Below are 18,281 nucleotides of genomic sequence, written 5' to 3' on the forward strand. Positions count from 1 at the left end.
ATCTGGGTGAACAGTTACGACAAGGCGGGCCTGGTCAATCTCAAGGTCGATGTCATCGCCAAGGAGGTCGGGACCGATCTGACCAGTACCGCGACCGATGACGACAGCATCCGCCTGAGCTACTTCAACGCCACCGAAGGGGAGCCGGGGGACCAGAACCGGACCTATGGCAGCGAGCACAATATCGTGGTGGGGGATCTGGATGGCAGCGTGGTGCTGCCGGGTCAGAACTACAACCTCGCCTTTATGGTCGACAGCTCCGGCAGTATCGGTGACGAGGCAATGAAGGTGATCCGCACACAACTGGAGAAGGTCTTTGACAGCCTCAAGATCAGCGCCGGGGCGGTCGGCGCTGGCAAGGTCAACGTCTTCCTGGTGGACTTCGATACGCTGGCCAACAAGTCAGTGAGCGTGAATCTCAATGACTCGGATGCGTTGACCAAGCTGAAGACGATCCTCGCGGACATGAATGGCAGCGAAGAAGACGGCGGCGGTACCAACTATGAAGATGTGTTCCAGACCACGGCCAACTGGTTCAACAGTTCAACCGCACAAGGTAATACGAATGCCAAGAACCTGACCTATTTCATTACCGATGGTAAGCCGACCTTCTATCTGGATAGTCAGGGAGGCAATCCGATCGTCAATGATAAGTTCTGGGATGATGATGTTCGTCTTAACACGGTGCTTAAGGGCAGCTATGTGGCGGGCAAAATCTATAACAATGATGGGAAGACCATCATTGATGCTCAGGGCAGGGTCTACTCCTACGACTGGCGGGGTACCCAGAGCACCATCGGTGCCATGAGACCAGATGGTAAAGGCGGTTACGTATACTGGTCTCTTGGCGGCAATGGGCGGGACTCCTCTGACACAACCATCACCAACTCGGTAGCCGGCTTCGGGCTGCTGACCGGCATGGGAGTGACCGTCGAGGCGATCGGACTGGGAGCGAATATCTCCTATAACGATCTCAAGTCCTACGACTCTGATGGTGTTATCAAGACAGGGGTCAATGCCTCCGATCTCGCCAATGCCATCCTGGGGACGCCGGTCAGCAACCTGCCCGGCGCTGACAGGCTGGATGGCGGTGCCGGCGACGACATACTGTTTGGCGACGCGGTACGCTTCACCGGCATCAGCGGGGAAGGGTATGCGGCCATCAAGCAGTATGTGGCCGGCAAGCTGGGCGCAGGGTCGGTGACCGATGCCCAGGTGCATTCCTACATCACGGATCATGCCAGCGAGTTCGATCAGTCGTCGGCCAATGACAAGGGTGACACCCTCTACGGTGGGGATGGCAATGACATCCTGTTCGGCCAGGGGGGCGATGACTTCCTGTTCGGCGGGGCTGGCAACGACATCCTGTTCGGTGGTGCCGGCAACGACACCCTGTACGGCGAGAGCGGCAACGATACTCTGTACGGTGGCAGCGGCAACGACACCCTGTTGGGCGGTATCGGCGACGATACCCTGAGCGGTGGTCTGGGCAATGACATCCTGGTCGGCGGGCTTGGCAATGACATCCTCAAGGGGGATGCGGGATCCGATACCTTCATCTGGCTTAAGGGGGATACCGAAGTCGGCAAGGTGGCCAAGGACTACATCGTCGACTTCAGCAAGTCGGAAGAGGACAAGCTGGATCTCAGCGATCTGCTCGACAGCGATGGTAACAAGAACGAGAGTTCCTTGAAGAGCCTGCTCTCGGTGTTCCAGGACAGCGAGGGGGTGCATCTGCAGGTCAAGGAGAGCGGTACTGCACCGGTAACCCAGGAGATAGTGCTTATGAACCACACCTTCGACACCCTGACGGGGGGGTCGGGGACTACGGCCAACCAGGTGATCGATTACATGTTAAATCCGAACAATCACATGCTGGATATCGACAAGTAACCCAGCCAGATGGACACAAAGCGGCAGAGCAATCTGCCGCTTTTTTTATGTGCGCGATTCGGTCAGTGAAGTGAGGAAAATAGGGACCAGGGACCAGCATGGAGAGGCTGGTCGTCGATCCTGTGTTGCGGGATAAAAGAAGGGCGCCGACTCGAATGAGGGGCGCCCGGGGGACTATGTCGACTGCATGTGTGCTCAGGGATCAGGCATTGACATGGGCCAGACGGGAATCGCGCTGAAAGCAGTTCACCAGCAGCAGCAGGGTGGTGACGCCGACGGTGCCGAGCACCAGCCAGGGCAACCAGGGCTGTCCCTGGGCATTGGCGTAGTCGTGCAGGGCGCCGCCACCGACGTAACCGGTCATGCCGCCCAGCGCCAGACCAAGGCGACTGAAGCCCATGTAGCTGCCGCGCGCCCCCGGCTGCGCCAGCTTGGTCATCAGCGTCTCCCGCGCCGGTTCCGCGATGACGATCCCCAGATAGAAGCAGGCAAGCAGCATGAATACCGTTGGCAAGGTGGTGGCAAAGGCTACCAGCCCGATGCCTGCCGTCATCAGCAATACCCCCGCCATCAACCGGCTCTCCAGCTTGAAGTGCCGTTCGCCATAGCGCGCCAACGGATAGAGCAGCGCCAGCGAAATGGCGGTCTCCAGGGTGTACATCCATCCCACCGCCGTGGTGCTGCCCGCCATCTGCTTGACCAGGATGGGGAAGATCAGCATCACCTGCACCCAGAGCGCGTAGTAGCCGCTCAGGATCAGTACCAGCCGGCAGAAGGCCTTGTCCGCCAGCACCTGGCCGAGGCCGGTCCGGATCGGGGTCGGCCGCAGGGAGAGCTTGTAGGGGGGCAGGATCAGCAGGTTGCACAGGGCCGCGCAGACAAACAGGCCGGCTCCCAGCAGGCAGACATATTCAAAATCGAAGTTCAGCAGCCAGCTGCCGAGCAGGGCGCCCATCACGGCGCCGGCGCTCTCCAGCATCATCAGCAGGGAGATGTAGCGGCCGCGCTCCCGCAGGCGGGTGAACTTGATCACCAGAGCGGCCCGGGGCGGATCGAACAGACAGCCGCCGAGTCCCGAGATGATGCAGGAGAGAATGAGTTCCAGCCCGCTCTGGGCATAGGCCAGGCTGGCAAAGCCCAGCGCCCGCAGCAACATGCCGCAGACGATGAGGGGGCGAGCCCCGAACTTGTCGGCGAGCGAGCCGCCGAAGACCCCCAGCCCCTGCTGGGTCAGCTGGCGCAGCCCCAGCGCCAGCCCGACCACACCGGCGGCCCAGCCAAGTTGATCCACGAAACGCAGGCTTATCATGGGCATCACCACGAAGAACCCCAGGATCACCAAGAGGGAATCCAATGCCAAGAACCACCGCCCCAACCGCCTCGCCCGCTCCACCATGACCCTTATACCCCTGCTTGCTTCGATGACATTATTTGTTGTGTACTCATTGTCCGAATGGCGCCGTCACCAAACAGAGCCAAGGGCGACGATAAGTCCCTGACTCGCTGGCGTTCTGCCATTTCATGACGATTGATGCTGCTATTCTGGTGGGGCGCCAGATATAGTGGTAGCCGACAACTGGCTATATTTCATATTGGATTTGGTTATGGCTGTGACACTCGATGATTTGCAATTGCTGCTGGACGTGGCCAACCGTGGCAGCTTCAGCAAGGTGGCGGCCATTCGCGGCTGGTCACAACCCATGGTCAGCCAGCGGATCGCCGTGCTGGAGCAGGAGCTGGGTCAGTCCCTGTTTCGTCGCCATCGGCGGGGGGCTACCCCGACCCCGGCCTGCGAGCAGTTTCTGCCTGCCGCGAGCGCAGCCCTGAGCGCCCTGGAGGGGGGGCGGTTGGCGATGCAGGGAGCGCCCGCCCTGCCACGTATCAAGCTTGCCTGTCTCCCTTCCCTGACCACGGCGGTATTCGGCCCCTTGCTGCTGGCCCTGGTGGATGAAGCTTTCGAGATCCGCTGCAACACGGATCACTCCGGCATCATCATGCAGGAGCTGCTGACCGGCGAGACCGACGTCGGCTTTATCCTCAAGTGTCCCGCCATCGCCGGTATCCAGCTCGAATTGCTCTATCGCTCTCCCATCATCGCCGTGGCCTGCGCTACCCACCCGCTGGCCGGTCGGCAGGGGTTGACCCTGCAGGACATTGCCAACGAGCGGCTGGCCCCCCAGCAGTGGGGCACCGGGTGTGACGAGCTGATCCTGCAGTTACGGCTGCTGCGCCAGGTGACGAGCCCGCTGCACGCCATCCAGCCAGCCAGTGCGGCGAGGGAGCTGGCATTGGAGCATGGCTTCATCACCCTGATGCCGGCGCTCGCCATTACCCGGGATCTGGAGTTCGGCCGCCTGGTGAGACTGGATGTGACGGATCTGCCGCCGGATCACTGGGATGTGATGATGGCCTGGCGTAGCGGCAAGCGGCCCAATCCCGCCAAGGAGCGGGTGTTGGAAGCGGCGCGCACCCTGGCCAGGCGCTGGTCAGGGAAGCCCGCATAAAAAAGCGCCGGACAAGTCCGGCGCTCTCCTTTATTCCCGTTCAGGCTCAGTAGCTGGCCTTGAGGGTCACCCCCGAGAAGGCGCTGAACCCGCTGAGCTGCACGTGCCAGGTGCCCGCTTTGGGGGCATTCAGGGTGCAGGTTTCGGTGTTGCCGCTCTTGTAGGGACGGCAGTCGTAGCTGGTGCTGGTCGGTGCCGAGCCAAACTTCACATAGAGATCAGCATCCCCGCTGCCACCGCTGCTGGCGACCACCAGTTGGCTCTTGCCGGCCGGCACCTCGATGGTGTAGCTCAGCTTGCCCCCCTTGGCGGCTGCGAGGCCGGTCACCGGCACGCCGTTTTGCAGCACAGTGCCGGCCGGTGGCGTGGCGCCGCAGCTGGCGTTGACGCCGACCGTGTTGAAGGCCGCCGCCACATCGGTCAGGCTGTAGCCCAGATCGGTAGCCGCCCTGGTCACGCCACAGGCGCCCTGATCGTAGGTGGTGTTGGCGCCCCAGTAGAGGCGGTTGGCCAGCACAAACACCTCGAACGCCTTGCGGGTATTCCAGCCGCCGGTGTTGGCCAGCAGGTAGAAGGCGCGGTTGTAGACCCCCGAGCTGTGGTGCACGTCGATACCGTCGTAGTAGTCGCTGGCATGGCCGATGGAGCTGCCATCCTGGGTCGGATCCTCGAAGTAGCGCAAGGAGCCGTTGCCCTTGAAGATCTGGGCCCCCACCAGCCAGTCGTTGCTGCCCTTCATGTAGTTCTCGGCCGCTTCACCCGCCATGTCGGAGAAGGCCTCGTTGATACCGCCCGACTGACCGGAGTAGACCAGGCCCGAGTTCTGTTCGGTGAAGCCGTGGCTCACCTCATGGGCCGCCACGTCCAGGCTCACCAGGGGGTAGAAGGTGGTGGCACCGTCACCGAAGGTCATCTGGCTGCCGTCCCAGAAGGCGTTCTCGTAGTTGCGGCTGTAGTGCACCCGCATCTTCAGTTTGAAGCTGAGCGGTGCCGTGTTGTACCAGTTGCGGTACATGTCGAACACCACGTTGCCGAAGTAGTGGGCATCGTTGAGCGGCGAGTAGGCGCCGTTGATCTCCTTGACCGTGTTCTCCGGGCAGGTGAACTGGTGCACTGCGCCCCCACTGGTGGCGTGATTGAGGTTGATGGTGTCCACGTTGCTGCTGCTCATGCGGCAGCTTTCATCCACCTTGAGGGGACCAAAATCGGCGCCATAGAAGTACTTGCCGGTCTTGAGGTTGCCGCCAGGGCCAGTGGCGTCCTGGTGATTGATCCCCTCCCAGCGCTTGAGCTCGCTGCCGCTTTGGGCATCTATCATCACGAAGGGACGGCTCGGCTCCTTGCTCGCAGCGAGCCAGGAGACCAGGTAGACCAGGCGGGCCTGACCGGTCTCATCTTGCATCACGAACAGCTTGACCTGCTCGTTGCTGCCCTTGGCTCCGGCGCGGGCTTTGAGGGCAGCATCGGCAGGGGAGAGGGTGGCGGTCGGGCCCGTCAGGTCGGCATCTATCTTGCGCAGCATGGTGCCGGACACCTGGTTGACCTGGCCCCCCAGGGCCTGATCGGCCACCAGCACCTGGCCCCACACCGGGATGCCTTGCCAGGTCTGCTCATAACGAACTCGCTGCTGGCCGTTGGGCAGCTTGACGACCCGTACCTGGCGAAACTCGCCATCCCCTGTGGCGAGGGCGCCTATCCTGGCGGCGCCGCTCACAGCGCCGGTCAGGTCTGAGACCTGGTTCACTTCCACCTGTTCTGCCGCCATGGCGGCGCTTCCCCAGCAGGCCAGTACCACGGCCAAATAGACTTTGTTCATCTCGTCTTTCCTTAGTCGATGAAGATTGCACGCCGGGTCCGTTGCCCGGCGCTCTTACACTAGTGCGGCGGTCTGAAATAACTGCCTGTCATATGTGACAGAGCAGCATAAAGGCGTAGCAGATCTGACTGTTGTCATCCTTGTCTGCTGAAATTCGTTATGAATGTGGTGACTTGTGCCAAGGGAAGGGCTGATTGCTGCAAGGCCCCAAAAAGTGCCCAAATGGGCACATCCATATGGGGATTGCCTGCCGGTGGCAGGCGCCGAAAGTCCTTGGCAAACAAGGGATTGATTGACTACATTGGCTCCCATGACGGCGGATGCCGGACCAAAGGCGGGGGAGGAGCAATGTTTTCATGGCAACTGGATGACGAGCTGGCGCTCCTGTTTCTGCAGCCCGACATGGCCAGCGAACTCTTTCGCCTCTGTCAGCGCAATCGCGACTATCTCTCCCAGTGGCTGCCCTGGGTGCCCCATATCCAGCAGCCCTCCGACAGCGCCACCTTCATTCGCCACGCCATCGAGAAATTTGCCCGAGGCGAGGGGCTGACCACCGCCATCGAGTATCAGGGGGAGGTGGTCGGTGTCATCGGTTACAACCAGATCGATCAGGGGCTGGCCAAGGTCAGCATCGGCTACTGGCTGGCGGAGCGCTGGCAGGGCAATGGCATCATCACCCGGGCCTGTCAGGCCCTGATCCATCACGCCTTCGAGGAGATGGGGATGGAGAAGGTGGAGATCAGCGCCGCGCTGGAGAACGAGCCCAGCCGGGCTGTGTGCGAGCGGCTCGGCATGCAGCAGGAGGGGATCACCCGGCGGGCGGAGCGGCTGGCTGACAGGGTGGTGGATCATGTCCACTATGGTCTGCTGCGAGATGACTGGCTCAGGCTGCGGGAAAGGGATCACTGATGGCGTGCCGGCCCAGCCCGGTCGCTGGCATCCTGCATGGCCAGTATGGGGAGGCACAGTGCTGACCCTGCCCCATATCACCACGGCCCTCACCCGGCTGACCGTTCTGCCCCCGGAGCGGGCCGAGCTGATGCTGGATTTCTACCGGCGCAACCGCACCCATCTGCAGCCTTGGGAGCCGAAACGCGACGAGAGCTTCTATACCCTGGGTCACTGGCAGGGGCGGCTGCGCGACGGTTATGGCCAGTTTTTCGACGGCAGCGCCGTGCAACTGGTGGCGCTCGATCCCAAAGGGGAGCGGGTGCTCGCCACCTGCAACTTCACCCACATCATGATGGGCATGTTCAAGGCATGCCATCTGGGTTATGCCATCGATCAGGATCATGAGGGGCAGGGGCTGATGCAGGAGGTGGTGGCCGCCGGCATCGACTACCTGTTTCGGGAGCGTGACCTGCACCGCATCATGGCAAGCTACATGCCGGTGAACCGGCGCAGTGGCACCCTGCTGGCGCGTCTCGGGTTCGAGCAGGAAGGCTATGCCCGGGACTACCTGATGATCAACGGCCGCTGGGAGGACCACGTCCTCACCGCGCTGCTCAATCCGGCTGGTTGAGGAGCATGTGGTTTTCCCGTACAGGGCCAATCCTCGCCAAGCCGTCGGCGCAGGCCGTCCCGGATCCTGGCTCCCCATGATTTGGCGGCTTTTTCACGGCAAGATCGCACTATCTGTATGCCTCTCATACCCCTGACCCCAAAAGCGTGTAAAATTGCGCCCTGAATTTTCCCGGCCAGCAGCAGCTGGTCGCGACTCCATACATGCAAGGCTGACATTGTGACAGAAGTAGATAGATTCGCGGACATTCGCCCCTATCGCGATGACGAAGTGCCGGCTGCCATCGAGCGGCTGATCCAGGATGACGAGTTTATCGGCGCCATCGCCAAATACCGTTTCGGTTCCCTGATGAGCTGGCTGGGCTGGGCCATTCGCCCGCTGATCCGCCAGTTCCTGCGCCACAAGTGGGCCAAGGTCAGCACCATCCATCAGGTGCAGATGGGGGTGACCCGTTACATGAGTCGCATGATAGCCACCTCCACCCAGGGGGTGAGCTTCTCCGGGCTCGAGCATCTGAAGAAGGAGCAGGGCTACCTGTTCGTCTCCAACCACAGGGACATCGCCATGGATCCGGCGTTCGTCAACTGGGGGCTGCACACCCATGGCTTCGATACGGTGCGCATCGCCATCGGTGACAACCTGCTGCGCAAGCCCTGTGCCACCGAGCTGATGAAGCTCAACAAGAGCTTCATCGTCAAGCGCTCCGCCAAGGGGCCGCGGGAGATGATGAAGGCCCTCGGCGAGCTGTCGGCCTACATAGGCCAGTCGGTCCACGAGGGGCACTCCATCTGGATCGCCCAGAAGGAAGGGCGCGCCAAGAACGGGGACGACAAGACGGATCCGGCCATCCTCAAGATGTTCTATGTGGACGGCAAGAAGCAGAAGATCGACTTCGTCGATTACATGCGCAGCCTCAACATAGTGCCGGTCAGCATCAGCTACGAGGTGGATCCCACCGACAAGGCCAAGGCGCGCGAGCTGTACGAGAAGTCGGTCAACGGCAGCTACGAGAAGGGCGAGTTCGAGGACATCGAGAGCATAGTCGCCGGCATCGTCGGCCAGAAGGGGCGGGTACATGTCTCCTTCGGCGCCCCCATCACAGAGGGCTTCAGCGATCCGGACGAACTGGCCGCGCTCATCGACAAGGCGATCTGGAGCAGCTATCGCCTCTTCCCGGGCAACTACCTGGCCGCAGATGTGCCCGGCAAGGCCAGCACCATAGAGCAGACAGCCTTCCTGACCCGTCAGTCGGAAGTGCCGGAAGAACACAAGGCCATCTGGCGTGCCATGTATGCCAAGCCGGTGGAGAACGCCAGCAAGGTTTGAATGACGCCGATTCGGTGAAAAAAACGGGAGCAGATGCTCCCGTTTTTGCGTCTGGTCAAAGTCGGTGGCAATGGACTAGTGAATAATATTGTTTCAACTGGTACGATCATTGGGTGAATGAGCGGGTAACTCTTGGCAAGGGGCGGGCGACTGTGCAACAGTGACCTGGCGCCAACAAGATGAACCAGGCGCTTTTCGAGTCTGCACGGATGGCAGACGACGCTGGATAAGGACCTTTAGGGGTCCTTTTTCATTGATGGACAAAGATAGACGGCAGATATACCTAAGGATGCGAACCCCATGATCACCGGCAGTCTGGATACCTTGCAACGCACCCCCTTGCCCGCGCCGCTGGCCCGCATCATGGCCGAGGTGGTGAAGAGCCTTGCCCACTGGCGTGAGGCGCCCCTTGGCAAGCAGGACATAGACGGCCTCAAGCTGTTTTGCCTGGTGAGCGAGGATCTGACCGAGCCGGTCGCGGATCGCCGCGGCGAGTTTCATGAGCAGTATCTGGATATCCAGCTGCTGCTGCGGGGGGAGGAGTGGATCGGCGTAGGGCCCCATGCCTATGTGAGCGACGGCGCCGATCATCCCCACCCCGATCTCTGGTTCGTCGATGACGACCAGACCAGTTATCTGGCGTTGCAGCCCGGCGACTTTGCCATCTTCTGGCCGGGAGAACTGCATCGCCCTCTCTGTACCCTGACTACCCCAGGCTTGGTGAAGAAGCTGGTTGTCAAGGTTCACCAGTCGCTGCTGACCTCGGTCTGAGCCGCAGCGCCGGGTGCCCGGGCACCCGCCAGGACAGGGCCGCGTCGAATGGGCGCTGGCCTGTCCCGCATTGACGATTCGATGAGTGTGCGAGCCTCGGGGTCTGCACCAGAGAGTTTGAGAAAGATGAGCGCGCCAGACCATGGGTCGGCGCCAGAAAGTTTGAAAGGATAAGCGCGCCAGGCCCAGAGTTGGCGGTCGGCGTTAGAGAGTTTGAAAGGATAAGCGCGCCTGGACCAGAGTTGGCGGTCGGCGCCAGAGAGTTTGAGAATGATGAGCGCGCCAGACTATGGGTCGGCGCCAGATAGTTTGAAAGGATAAGCGCGCCAGACTATGGGTCGGCGCCAAAGAGTTTGAAAGGATAAGCGCGCCTGGCCCAGAGTTGGCGGTCGGCGCCAGACAGTTTGAAAAATTGGGCGCACTTTCCTGCGACCATAACGCCCCCGGCAGGGGAATCCCATCCATGTTGGATGACACGACACTGTCGGCATAAAGCCGAAGCACAGGAAGATGTAGAACATGAGCAAGTTGGTATTGATCCTTAACTGCGGTAGCTCTTCCCTGAAATTTGCCGTAATGGACGCCGAAACAGGTGAGGACATGCTGTCCGGCCTGGCCGAATGCTTCAATCTGGATGACGCACGTATCAAATGGAAACTCCACGGAGTCAAGGGCGAAGCCATGCTGGGCGCCGGTGCCGCGCACCAGGCCGCCCTTGACCACATAGTGGGCCACATCCTGCCCCAGGATCCGACACTCGCCGAGCAGCTGGTCGCCATCGGCCATCGCATCGTGCACGGTGGCGAGCAGTTCTCCCGCTCCGTTCGCATCGATGATGGCGTGATCGCCGGCATCGAGGCCGCCATTCCGTTCGCCCCCCTGCACAACCCGGCGCACCTCATCGGCATCCGTGCCGCCCTCAAGGTCTTCCCGGCCCTGGCCGAGAAAAACGTGGCCGTGTTCGACACCGCCTTCCACCAGACCTTGCCGCAGGAAGCCTACCTCTACGCGCTGCCCTACAAGCTCTACCAGGAGAACGGCATCCGTCGTTATGGCGCCCACGGCACCTCCCACCGCTTCATCGCCGAAGAGACCGCCAAGGCGCTGGGCAAGCCGCTGTCCGAGCTCAACATCATCAACTGCCACCTGGGCAACGGTGCCTCCGTCTGCGCCATCAAGAACGGCGAGTCCGTCGATACCTCCATGGGTTTGACTCCGCTGGAAGGGCTGGCGATGGGCACCCGCTCCGGCGACATCGACCCCGCCGTGGTCTTCTTCATGCACGACCAGCTCGGCTACAGCGTGGACGAGATCAACCATGTGCTGACCCGCGAGTCCGGTCTGCTGGGGATGACAGAGGTGAGCAGCGACTGCCGCTATGTCACCACCAACTACGCCACCGACGCGGGCGCCAAGCGGGCGCTGGATGTGTTCACTTACAGAGTTGCCAAGTATGTCGGTGCCTATGCCGCCGCCATGGACGGTCGCCTGGACGCCCTGGTGTTCACCGGTGGGATCGGCGAGAACGCCGCCATGGTGCGTGAGATGGTGCTGGCGCGGCTGGCCCTGTTCGGCTTCAAGGTCGATAAAGAGGCCAACAACGCCGCCGTGCTGGGCGGTGAAGGCCCCATCACGGCCGAAGGCAGCCGCCTGGCCCTGGTGATGCCCACCAACGAAGAGCTGGTCATCGCCCGCGATGCCCTGAGCCTGGTCGGCTAAGGCCCCCTCGCACCGAAACAACGCCCGGCCTGTGCCGGGCGTTGTCGTTTCAGCGGCACATTGAGCAAGCTGTCATTTGACATGAGGGGCCAGATACGTACCCTGACGGCAGTTTCACGTCGCAGAGGTAGAGATGAAGGAGATATTTTTCAACTGGTTGTCCGGTCTCGGGGTGGAGGTCACCGCCATGATGGCGCTGGTGATCGCCCTGAGCTTCATCGTGCTGACCGCGTTGGCACTGCACCTGGTGCTGCACCGCATCCTGCTGGTGCGCCTGGTGGGGCTGCTCGGCAAGACCAAGCAGGTGTGGCTGCCGCCCCAGTTGCAGCAGCGGCTCTTCTACCGGCTCGCCCTGGTACTGCAAGGGGCCGTGCTGCTCGGTCAGGCGGAGATCTGGCTGCCCAAGGCATCCGACAGCCTGCAGCTTATCGAGATGCTGGCCCAGCTCTGGATCCTGCTGTTCCTGCTGCTTGCCCTGTTCGCCCTGCTCGACTGTCTGCTGTCGGTGAGCCGCTATACCCGGCTCGGACGGGACCTGCCCCTGCGCGGCATCTTCCAGGGGGTGAAACTGGTGGCCAGCATACTGGTCGGCATCCTGATGATAGCCCTGCTGCTCGGCAAGTCGCCGCTCTTCCTGTTCAGCGGCCTGGGGGCCATGACTGCGGTGCTGATGTTGGTGTTCAAGGACCCCATCCTCGGTCTGGTGGCCGGGATCCAGCTCTCCGCCAACCGCATGCTGAGCGTCGGTGACTGGCTGCAAATGGACAAGTACGGCGCCGATGGCGAGGTGACCGACATTGGCCTCACCACGGTCAAGGTGTCGAACTGGGACAAGACCATCACCACCATTCCCACCTATGCCCTCATCTCCGATTCCTTCAAGAACTGGCAGGGGATGACGGAATCCGGTGGCCGGCGCATCAAGCGCAGCGTCAACATCGACATGACCAGCGTGCGCTTCCTGACCGCCGAGGAGCAGCTGACACTCAAGCAGGCCAAATTGCTGGCCCCCTATCTGAGCCGCAAGGAGCAGGAGCTGAGCAGCTACAACCAGCAGCTCAGCGACGCCATCAGTTGCCCCATCAATGGCCGTCACCTCACCAACCTCGGCACCCTGCGCGCCTACCTGGATGCCTATTTGCACGCCCATTCCGGTATTCGCAAGGACATGACCCTGATGGTGCGCCAGCTGGCACCGACCTCCGACGGCCTGCCCCTGGAGATCTACTGCTTCACGGCGACCACCGCCTGGGCCGATTACGAAGGGATCCAGGCCGATATTTTCGACCACATATTCGCCATTATCGGGCAATTTCATCTGCGATTGCATCAATCGCCAACCGGTTATGACATGCATGCCTGGAAGAACGGGTGATTTGATCCTTGTTACAGGATGAGGCCAGGGGAAAACGCCATATTAATCATCGACCCGTCACCACGTGTCGGTTGAAATTTGCGGTGCAGAGGAGAAAAATGGCGGCCTTCTCTTCGCCCCGGGCGCGCAAGCCCCGGCCTGGCCAGAGTCCTGAATCACCCCAATATCACAGGAAAGTTATGAAGCTCCTCCACAACACGGCTGCTGCACTGTGCTGCAGCCTGCTCCTGACCGCCACGCCCGTGCTTGCCGTCGAATATGCCCTGCCTGCGGCCAACAGCCGCCTGGTGGGCGAGAACCTGGAATACGTGGTGCCGGCCGAAGAGGCAGGCCAGCCCCTGGAAGCGGCTGCGGCCAAGTTCCAGCTGGGATTGACCAACATGCTGGAAGCGAACCCCAAGGCGGATCCCCTGTTGCTGCAGGCGGGTGAGAAGCTGGTCGTGCCGCACCAGCTGATCCTGCCGGATGCCCCCCGCGAGGGCATAGTGCTGAACGTCGCCGAGATGCGCCTCTATTACTACCCGAAGGGCAAGAAGGTAGTGGAAGTGCTGCCGATCGGCATCGGCCAGCTCGGCACCGACACCCCGGAAGACTGGGTGACCAGCGTGCAGCGCAAGAAGGCGGGCCCGACCTGGACCCCGACCGCCAAGATGCATGCCGAATACGCCGCCCGCGGCGAGACCCTGCCTGCGGTCTGGCCGGCTGGGCCGGACAACCCCATGGGGCTGTTTGCGCTCTACATCGGCAAGATGTACGCCATCCACGGCACCAATGCCCAGTTCGGCATCGGTCTGCGGGTGAGCCACGGTTGTGTGCGCCTGCGTAACGACGACATCGAGTATCTGTTCAAGCAGGTACCGGTCGGCACCCGCGTCCAGTTCGTGAACCAGCCGATCAAGGCCTCGGTCGAGCCGGATGGCAGCCGCTACCTGGAAGTGCACCAGCCGCTCTCCCGCAGCCAGGAGGAGTTCAACTCCAGCCTGCCGGCACCCTTGCCCATGTCCACTGCGGTGACCCGCTTCATCGCCCACGCCGACAGCGATTCCCAGTTGGTCAAGCAGGCTCTGGAACAGCGCAGCGGCATGCCCATCGCCATCAACCGCTGATCCGGTTGCCCTCGATATCGAGCCCCGGCCAAGGTCGGGGCTTTTTTATGATGCAGGGGAGGGGATCCCACGGATAAGTCTTTGCACCGCCGGGATATAATCCGGCCTAACCGCTCTTGATTGGTTACTTGATTAGGTGTGAAACGTTTTCTCTGTGTTTTTTATTTGTTAAAAGTGGTTGTGATCAGGCGATCTGCTGATTACTCTAGGCCGGTTTTTTTAAGGAAGAGTTCGTCGCAAGAACGAACACAGACGTCACATAACGGAGTTTTGAATGACAGCTAGCACCCCAATGCTCATCACCTTTTTGGTGTACATCCTCGGGATGGTGTTGATCGGCTTCATCGCCTATCGCGCCACCCAAAACTTTGACGACTACATTCTCGGCGGCCGCCGCATGGGGAGCTGGGTCACCGCCCTCTCCGCCGGGGCCTCCGACATGAGCGGCTGGCTCCTGATGGGCCTGCCGGGCGCCGTCTTCATCGGCGGCATCTCCGAGAGCTGGATCGCCATCGGCCTCACCATAGGTGCCTACTTCAACTGGCGCTGGGTAGCCGGTCGGCTGCGGGTTCACACCGAGAAGAACCGCAACGCCCTGACCCTGCCGGACTACTTCACCTACCGTTTCGAGGACAAGAGCCGGGTGCTGCGCATCCTCTCCGCCCTGGTGATCCTGCTGTTCTTCACCATCTACTGCGCCTCCGGCGTGGTGGCCGGTGCCCGCCTGTTCGAGAGCACCTTCGGCATGAGCTATGACACCGCCCTCTGGGTCGGTGCCGCGGCCACCATCACCTACACCTTCTTCGGCGGCTTCCTCGCGGTGAGCTGGACAGATACGGTGCAGGCGACCCTGATGATCTTCGCCCTGATCCTCACCCCGGTATTCGTCATCATCGCCGTCGGCGGCATCGACACCGCCATGGTGCAGGTAGCGGCACAGAACGCCAGCAACCTCGACATGTTCAAGAACCTGGACTTCATCGCCATCATCTCGCTGATGGCCTGGGGCCTGGGCTACTTCGGCCAGCCCCACATACTGGCGCGCTTCATGGCGGCGGACTCCCACCACTCCATGGTCAATGCCCGCCGTATCAGCATGACCTGGATGGTGTTCTGCCTCGGCGGCGCCGTGGCCATCGGCTTCTTCGGCCTCTCCTACTTCTCCACCTTCACCGAGCAGGCCGCCGGCGTCACCGGCAACCCGGAGCGGGTCTTCATCGAGCTCTCCAAGATACTGTTCAACCCCTGGATTGCCGGCGTGCTGCTCTCCGCCATTCTGGCGGCGGTGATGAGCACCCTGAGCTGTCAGCTGCTGGTCTGCTCCAGCGCCATCACCGAGGATCTCTACAAGCCCTTCCTGCGCAAGAACGCCTCCCAGAAAGAGCTGGTGTGGGTCGGCCGTGCCATGGTGCTGCTGATCGCCGTGGTGGCCATCGCTGTCGCCGTGAACCCGGAGAACCGGGTACTGGGGCTGGTGAGCTACGCCTGGGCTGGCTTCGGTGCCGCCTTCGGTCCTGTGGTACTGCTCTCCGTGCTCTGGTCGCGCATGACCCGCAACGGCGCCCTGGCAGGCATGCTGACCGGTGCCATGACCGTCATCGTCTGGAAGCAGTTCGGCTGGCTGGGTCTGTATGAAATCATCCCGGGCTTCGTCTTCGCCACCCTGGCCATAGTGCTGTTCAGCCTGCTGGGCAAGGCCCCCTCCAAGGCCATGCTGGATCGCTTTGCCGATGCCGAGCGGGAGTTTCAGACCCCCATGGCCGAGGCGATCGCGGTGAAATAACCCCGGTGACCGCCAACAAAAAGCCCCGCAAATGCGGGGCTTTTTTCATGGCGAGGCGGGCTTATTGGCCGCTGACCCGGCACTGCCGGGCGGCTTGGTCATAACGCTCCAGCCTGGCTTCGTTCCCCTTGGTCAGCAGCGTGAGATTCTGCCCCTCGTAACGGGCGCCGCTGGCGCTGGGGGCTTCAAAGGCGAGCACCTGCGACTGCTGCGCCCCCTCGCTCAGGTTGATAACGGCAGCGGGCCGCTTGGCCTCGTTATAGAAGTAGGTCGAGAGCCGGATCCCGCCGTCGCACTGGTAGTCGACCGGGCTTGGCACCCTCAGCTGGGCCCCCTTTATCTGCAGCTCTGTGATGCGTAACTGGTAGCTCTCCTCCACGCATTGGCGCGAGTCGCTCTCTTTCCAGCACTCGTTGCGCCCCTTGATCCAGCCGCGCTGCATCGCCTTCTCCGTCTTCTGCTGCTCCGCCGACAGCTGGTTCATCGCCTTGGGGTAGAGGGCAGCAAGCTCGTTATCCAGCGCCGCCAGCCCGGCGTCCTGGCAGACAAGCTGCTCGGCCGCGCTGTGGGCCTTGGTGCAGTCAAAGGAAGGGGTGGCGGCACTGGCCAGCAGCGGCATCAAGGCGAGGGTGCCCAGCAACATCTTGGTCATCGAAAAGGCTCCAGCAAGAGGGGATTCCCGCTTACTACAGCACAAGGGCGCCGGGCCGCCGAGGACTTTTTCACCCCAGGCTCCCTTGCCCGCCCCTTTGGGCAGCGCTGCCGACAACCCTGGTCAGGGTCGCCGACGCCCTGGCTCAGGGTCGTCGCCGCGCCAACTGCTGCGCATCCTGGCGAGCGGCGGCCCCGGCTTGCGTGAGCCAGCGCTGGCGCGCCTTTTCATCCGAGGTGTGGACGGGCCCCAGATGCTGGCGGTGGGTCAGCTGGATGCCGCAGAGCCCCAGCACCGGCTTGGCGAGGGTGCGCTCGACGGGGGAGCCCAGCCACCAGCGGTAGTACCAGACAGGGCTGTCCATGGTGAGCAGCAGGCGCGCCGTCTTGCCGGCGAGCAGGCGCTCGGGAAGCGCCTTGCCCTTCTGATAGCGAAAGGCAAATCCCGAGAGCAGCGTTCTGTCCAGCAACCCCTTGAGCCGGGCCGGCAGGTGGCCCCACCAGAGGGGGGCCACGATCACCAGATGGTGAGCCTGCTTCAGGCTCTGCTGCAATACCTGCAGATCGGGCTCGAGGGGCTGCGCCTCGTCATAGCCATGGTGCAGATCCGGTTCGAAGGCGAGCTCCCCCACGTGATGCAGGGTGACCTCTGCGCCGCCCTCCTCGGCGCTGCGGGCGTACTCCCGGGCCAGGGCATGGCAAAGGCTGTCGGGTTTGGGGTTGCCGTTGATGATAAGCAGCTTGGGTGTCATGGCGTGGCTCCTGATGAAGTGAGCCCCCATTACACCCCTTGTCCCATGGGACAGAGTCAAGCCACCTTGTGCACCTGCCCTGCATCCCTCTGATGAAGCTGCGATTCGGGGTCGTGTGGGACGGGTGCGCCATAGCGGCAGGGGTGCAGCGCCAGCAGGGCGGCGCACTGGGTCAGGGATTGATGCTGGCGTTGCAGCTTGGCGATCTCCGCCTCGATCTGCGCCAGCTTGCCCGCGATAAGCTGCTCCACCTTCTGCCAAGGGAAGTGGTCGAGGCTGGTGACGTCCGCGAGCAGGGGAACCAGCTCCCCGAGCTTGCAGCCAAGCCGCTGGGCCTCGCGGATAAAGCCGACCCACTCCAGATCCTCTGCCCGGTAGACGCGATACTTGCCGCGCCGTCTGGGCTCGGGCAGCAGCCCGAGCTGCTCGTAGAGACGGACTGCCTTTGGAGTGGTGCCCGCCAGCCGGGCAAATTCGCCGATATACATGGTGCTGCTCGCAAAGGGGGTGTGAAAGGTGCTCACTATAGGCTAGCGGCAGGGGGGATAAAATCCCCATGGCGGATAGGGCTGTAGAATCAGCGCATTGCACTGTGGCAGCAAGTGTCTGGATGCGGCTTAGCCCTATAGGATGTGAGAGGGTGTCCCAGATTTTTTGTGCTCGCCTCGCCAAAGTGGCGCAGGGTGGGGGCATAGATGGCGTAGTCGGGTGAGAGTTGCTCGATATATTCGAGCCAGAGGTATGATTGGCCAGCGCGCAATGGATCAGCTGCAGCGGCTCGCAAGGCGATCTTCCGATCCTTGCTTATATCTTGGCTGGGTTATACGCGATAGTCGGAATACGCTTCGCTATTCGAACCTTGTATCTTACTTGCGTGATGATTAGCTCTCATCACATGAGGCTGAGGAAGCCAGATTCGAACCTTAGGAAGGTGCGAATAAGCGGGGAAATTCTTCTCGGCTGACTCAGTCATTTCATTTCTTCATGTTTGAGCCGATTTTTTCTCCCGTAAATGCCTTGAATCAGCCTATTTAGACCGTTTCTTCGCCATTTAAGGCGTTAT

15 protein-coding genes are annotated in these 18,281 nt (G+C 61.8%); 10 read left to right on the forward strand and 5 right to left on the reverse strand.

Features of this window, described 5'->3' with window-relative positions:
• Positions 1-1,893, forward strand: a 1,893-nt coding sequence (locus BN1127_RS06505) for a type I secretion C-terminal target domain-containing protein (protein WP_042648907.1), incomplete at its 5' end; no start/stop codon positions are given.
• Between the two features lie 202 nt (positions 1,894-2,095).
• Here BN1127_RS06505 and mdtH read toward each other — a convergent pair.
• Positions 2,096-3,289, reverse strand: a complete 1,194-nt coding sequence (gene mdtH, locus BN1127_RS06510; RefSeq protein WP_042648908.1) for a multidrug efflux MFS transporter MdtH — start codon at positions 3,287-3,289, stop codon at positions 2,096-2,098.
• Positions 3,290-3,497: 208 nt separating this feature from the next.
• Here mdtH and BN1127_RS06515 point away from each other — a divergent pair, with 208 nt between their 5' ends.
• Complete coding sequence (locus BN1127_RS06515) at positions 3,498-4,397, forward strand: LysR family transcriptional regulator (RefSeq protein WP_042648909.1); 900 nt, start codon at positions 3,498-3,500, stop codon at positions 4,395-4,397.
• A gap of 46 nt (positions 4,398-4,443) precedes the next feature.
• On the opposite strand, the gene BN1127_RS06520 is transcribed toward BN1127_RS06515, so the two are convergent.
• Entirely contained in the window at positions 4,444-6,213 is a 1,770-nt protein-coding gene (locus tag BN1127_RS06520; protein ID WP_042648910.1) for a M4 family metallopeptidase, read from the reverse strand.
• Positions 6,214-6,561: 348 nt separating this feature from the next.
• On the opposite strand from BN1127_RS06520, the gene BN1127_RS06525 reads away from it, so the two are divergent.
• The 8 genes from BN1127_RS06525 to putP all read left to right on the forward strand — a co-directional run bounded on the left by BN1127_RS06525 (position 6,562) and on the right by putP (position 15,815).
• Positions 6,562-7,122, forward strand: a complete 561-nt coding sequence (locus BN1127_RS06525; protein ID WP_025325892.1) for a GNAT family N-acetyltransferase — start codon at positions 6,562-6,564, stop codon at positions 7,120-7,122.
• A 61-nt stretch (positions 7,123-7,183) separates the two neighbouring features.
• On the forward strand, positions 7,184-7,735 hold the full coding sequence (gene rimJ / locus BN1127_RS06530) for a ribosomal protein S5-alanine N-acetyltransferase (RefSeq protein WP_042648919.1): 552 nt from the start codon (positions 7,184-7,186) through the stop codon (positions 7,733-7,735).
• Between the two features lie 219 nt (positions 7,736-7,954).
• Entirely contained in the window at positions 7,955-9,061 is a 1,107-nt protein-coding gene (locus tag BN1127_RS06535) for a 1-acyl-sn-glycerol-3-phosphate acyltransferase (RefSeq protein ID WP_025325894.1), read from the forward strand.
• Positions 9,062-9,361: 300 nt separating this feature from the next.
• Positions 9,362-9,832, forward strand: a complete 471-nt coding sequence (locus tag BN1127_RS06540; protein WP_042648911.1) for a NanQ anomerase/TabA/YiaL family protein — start codon at positions 9,362-9,364, stop codon at positions 9,830-9,832.
• A 519-nt stretch (positions 9,833-10,351) separates the two neighbouring features.
• On the forward strand, positions 10,352-11,551 hold the full coding sequence (locus BN1127_RS06545; protein ID WP_042648912.1) for an acetate kinase: 1,200 nt from the start codon (positions 10,352-10,354) through the stop codon (positions 11,549-11,551).
• Positions 11,552-11,684: 133 nt separating this feature from the next.
• On the forward strand, positions 11,685-12,926 hold the full coding sequence (locus tag BN1127_RS06550; protein ID WP_042648913.1) for a mechanosensitive ion channel family protein: 1,242 nt from the start codon (positions 11,685-11,687) through the stop codon (positions 12,924-12,926).
• 179 nt (positions 12,927-13,105) lie between these two features.
• Positions 13,106-14,032 (forward strand): L,D-transpeptidase family protein, encoded by a 927-nt coding sequence (locus tag BN1127_RS06555; protein ID WP_042648914.1) that lies wholly within the window; start codon positions 13,106-13,108, stop codon positions 14,030-14,032.
• A 274-nt stretch (positions 14,033-14,306) separates the two neighbouring features.
• Positions 14,307-15,815 (forward strand): sodium/proline symporter PutP, encoded by a 1,509-nt coding sequence (gene putP, locus BN1127_RS06560; RefSeq protein ID WP_042648915.1) that lies wholly within the window; start codon positions 14,307-14,309, stop codon positions 15,813-15,815.
• 61 nt (positions 15,816-15,876) lie between these two features.
• Here the strand turns inward: putP and BN1127_RS06565 are convergent, their stop codons facing one another.
• The 3 genes from BN1127_RS06565 to BN1127_RS06575 all read right to left on the reverse strand — a co-directional run bounded on the left by BN1127_RS06565 (position 15,877) and on the right by BN1127_RS06575 (position 17,706).
• A complete protein-coding gene (locus BN1127_RS06565; RefSeq protein ID WP_042648916.1) occupies positions 15,877-16,467 on the reverse strand; it encodes an MliC family protein in 591 nt (196 codons plus the stop codon).
• A gap of 145 nt (positions 16,468-16,612) precedes the next feature.
• Positions 16,613-17,218, reverse strand: coding sequence for an NAD(P)H-dependent oxidoreductase (locus BN1127_RS06570; protein WP_042648917.1), 606 nt, complete (start codon positions 17,216-17,218; stop codon positions 16,613-16,615).
• A gap of 56 nt (positions 17,219-17,274) precedes the next feature.
• Positions 17,275-17,706, reverse strand: a complete 432-nt coding sequence (locus tag BN1127_RS06575; protein ID WP_042648918.1) for a MerR family transcriptional regulator — start codon at positions 17,704-17,706, stop codon at positions 17,275-17,277.
• Between the last annotated feature and the right edge of the window lie 575 nt (positions 17,707-18,281).

This window comes from Aeromonas media (genome assembly GCF_000819985.1).
Lineage (GTDB): Bacteria > Pseudomonadota > Gammaproteobacteria > Enterobacterales > Aeromonadaceae > Aeromonas > Aeromonas media.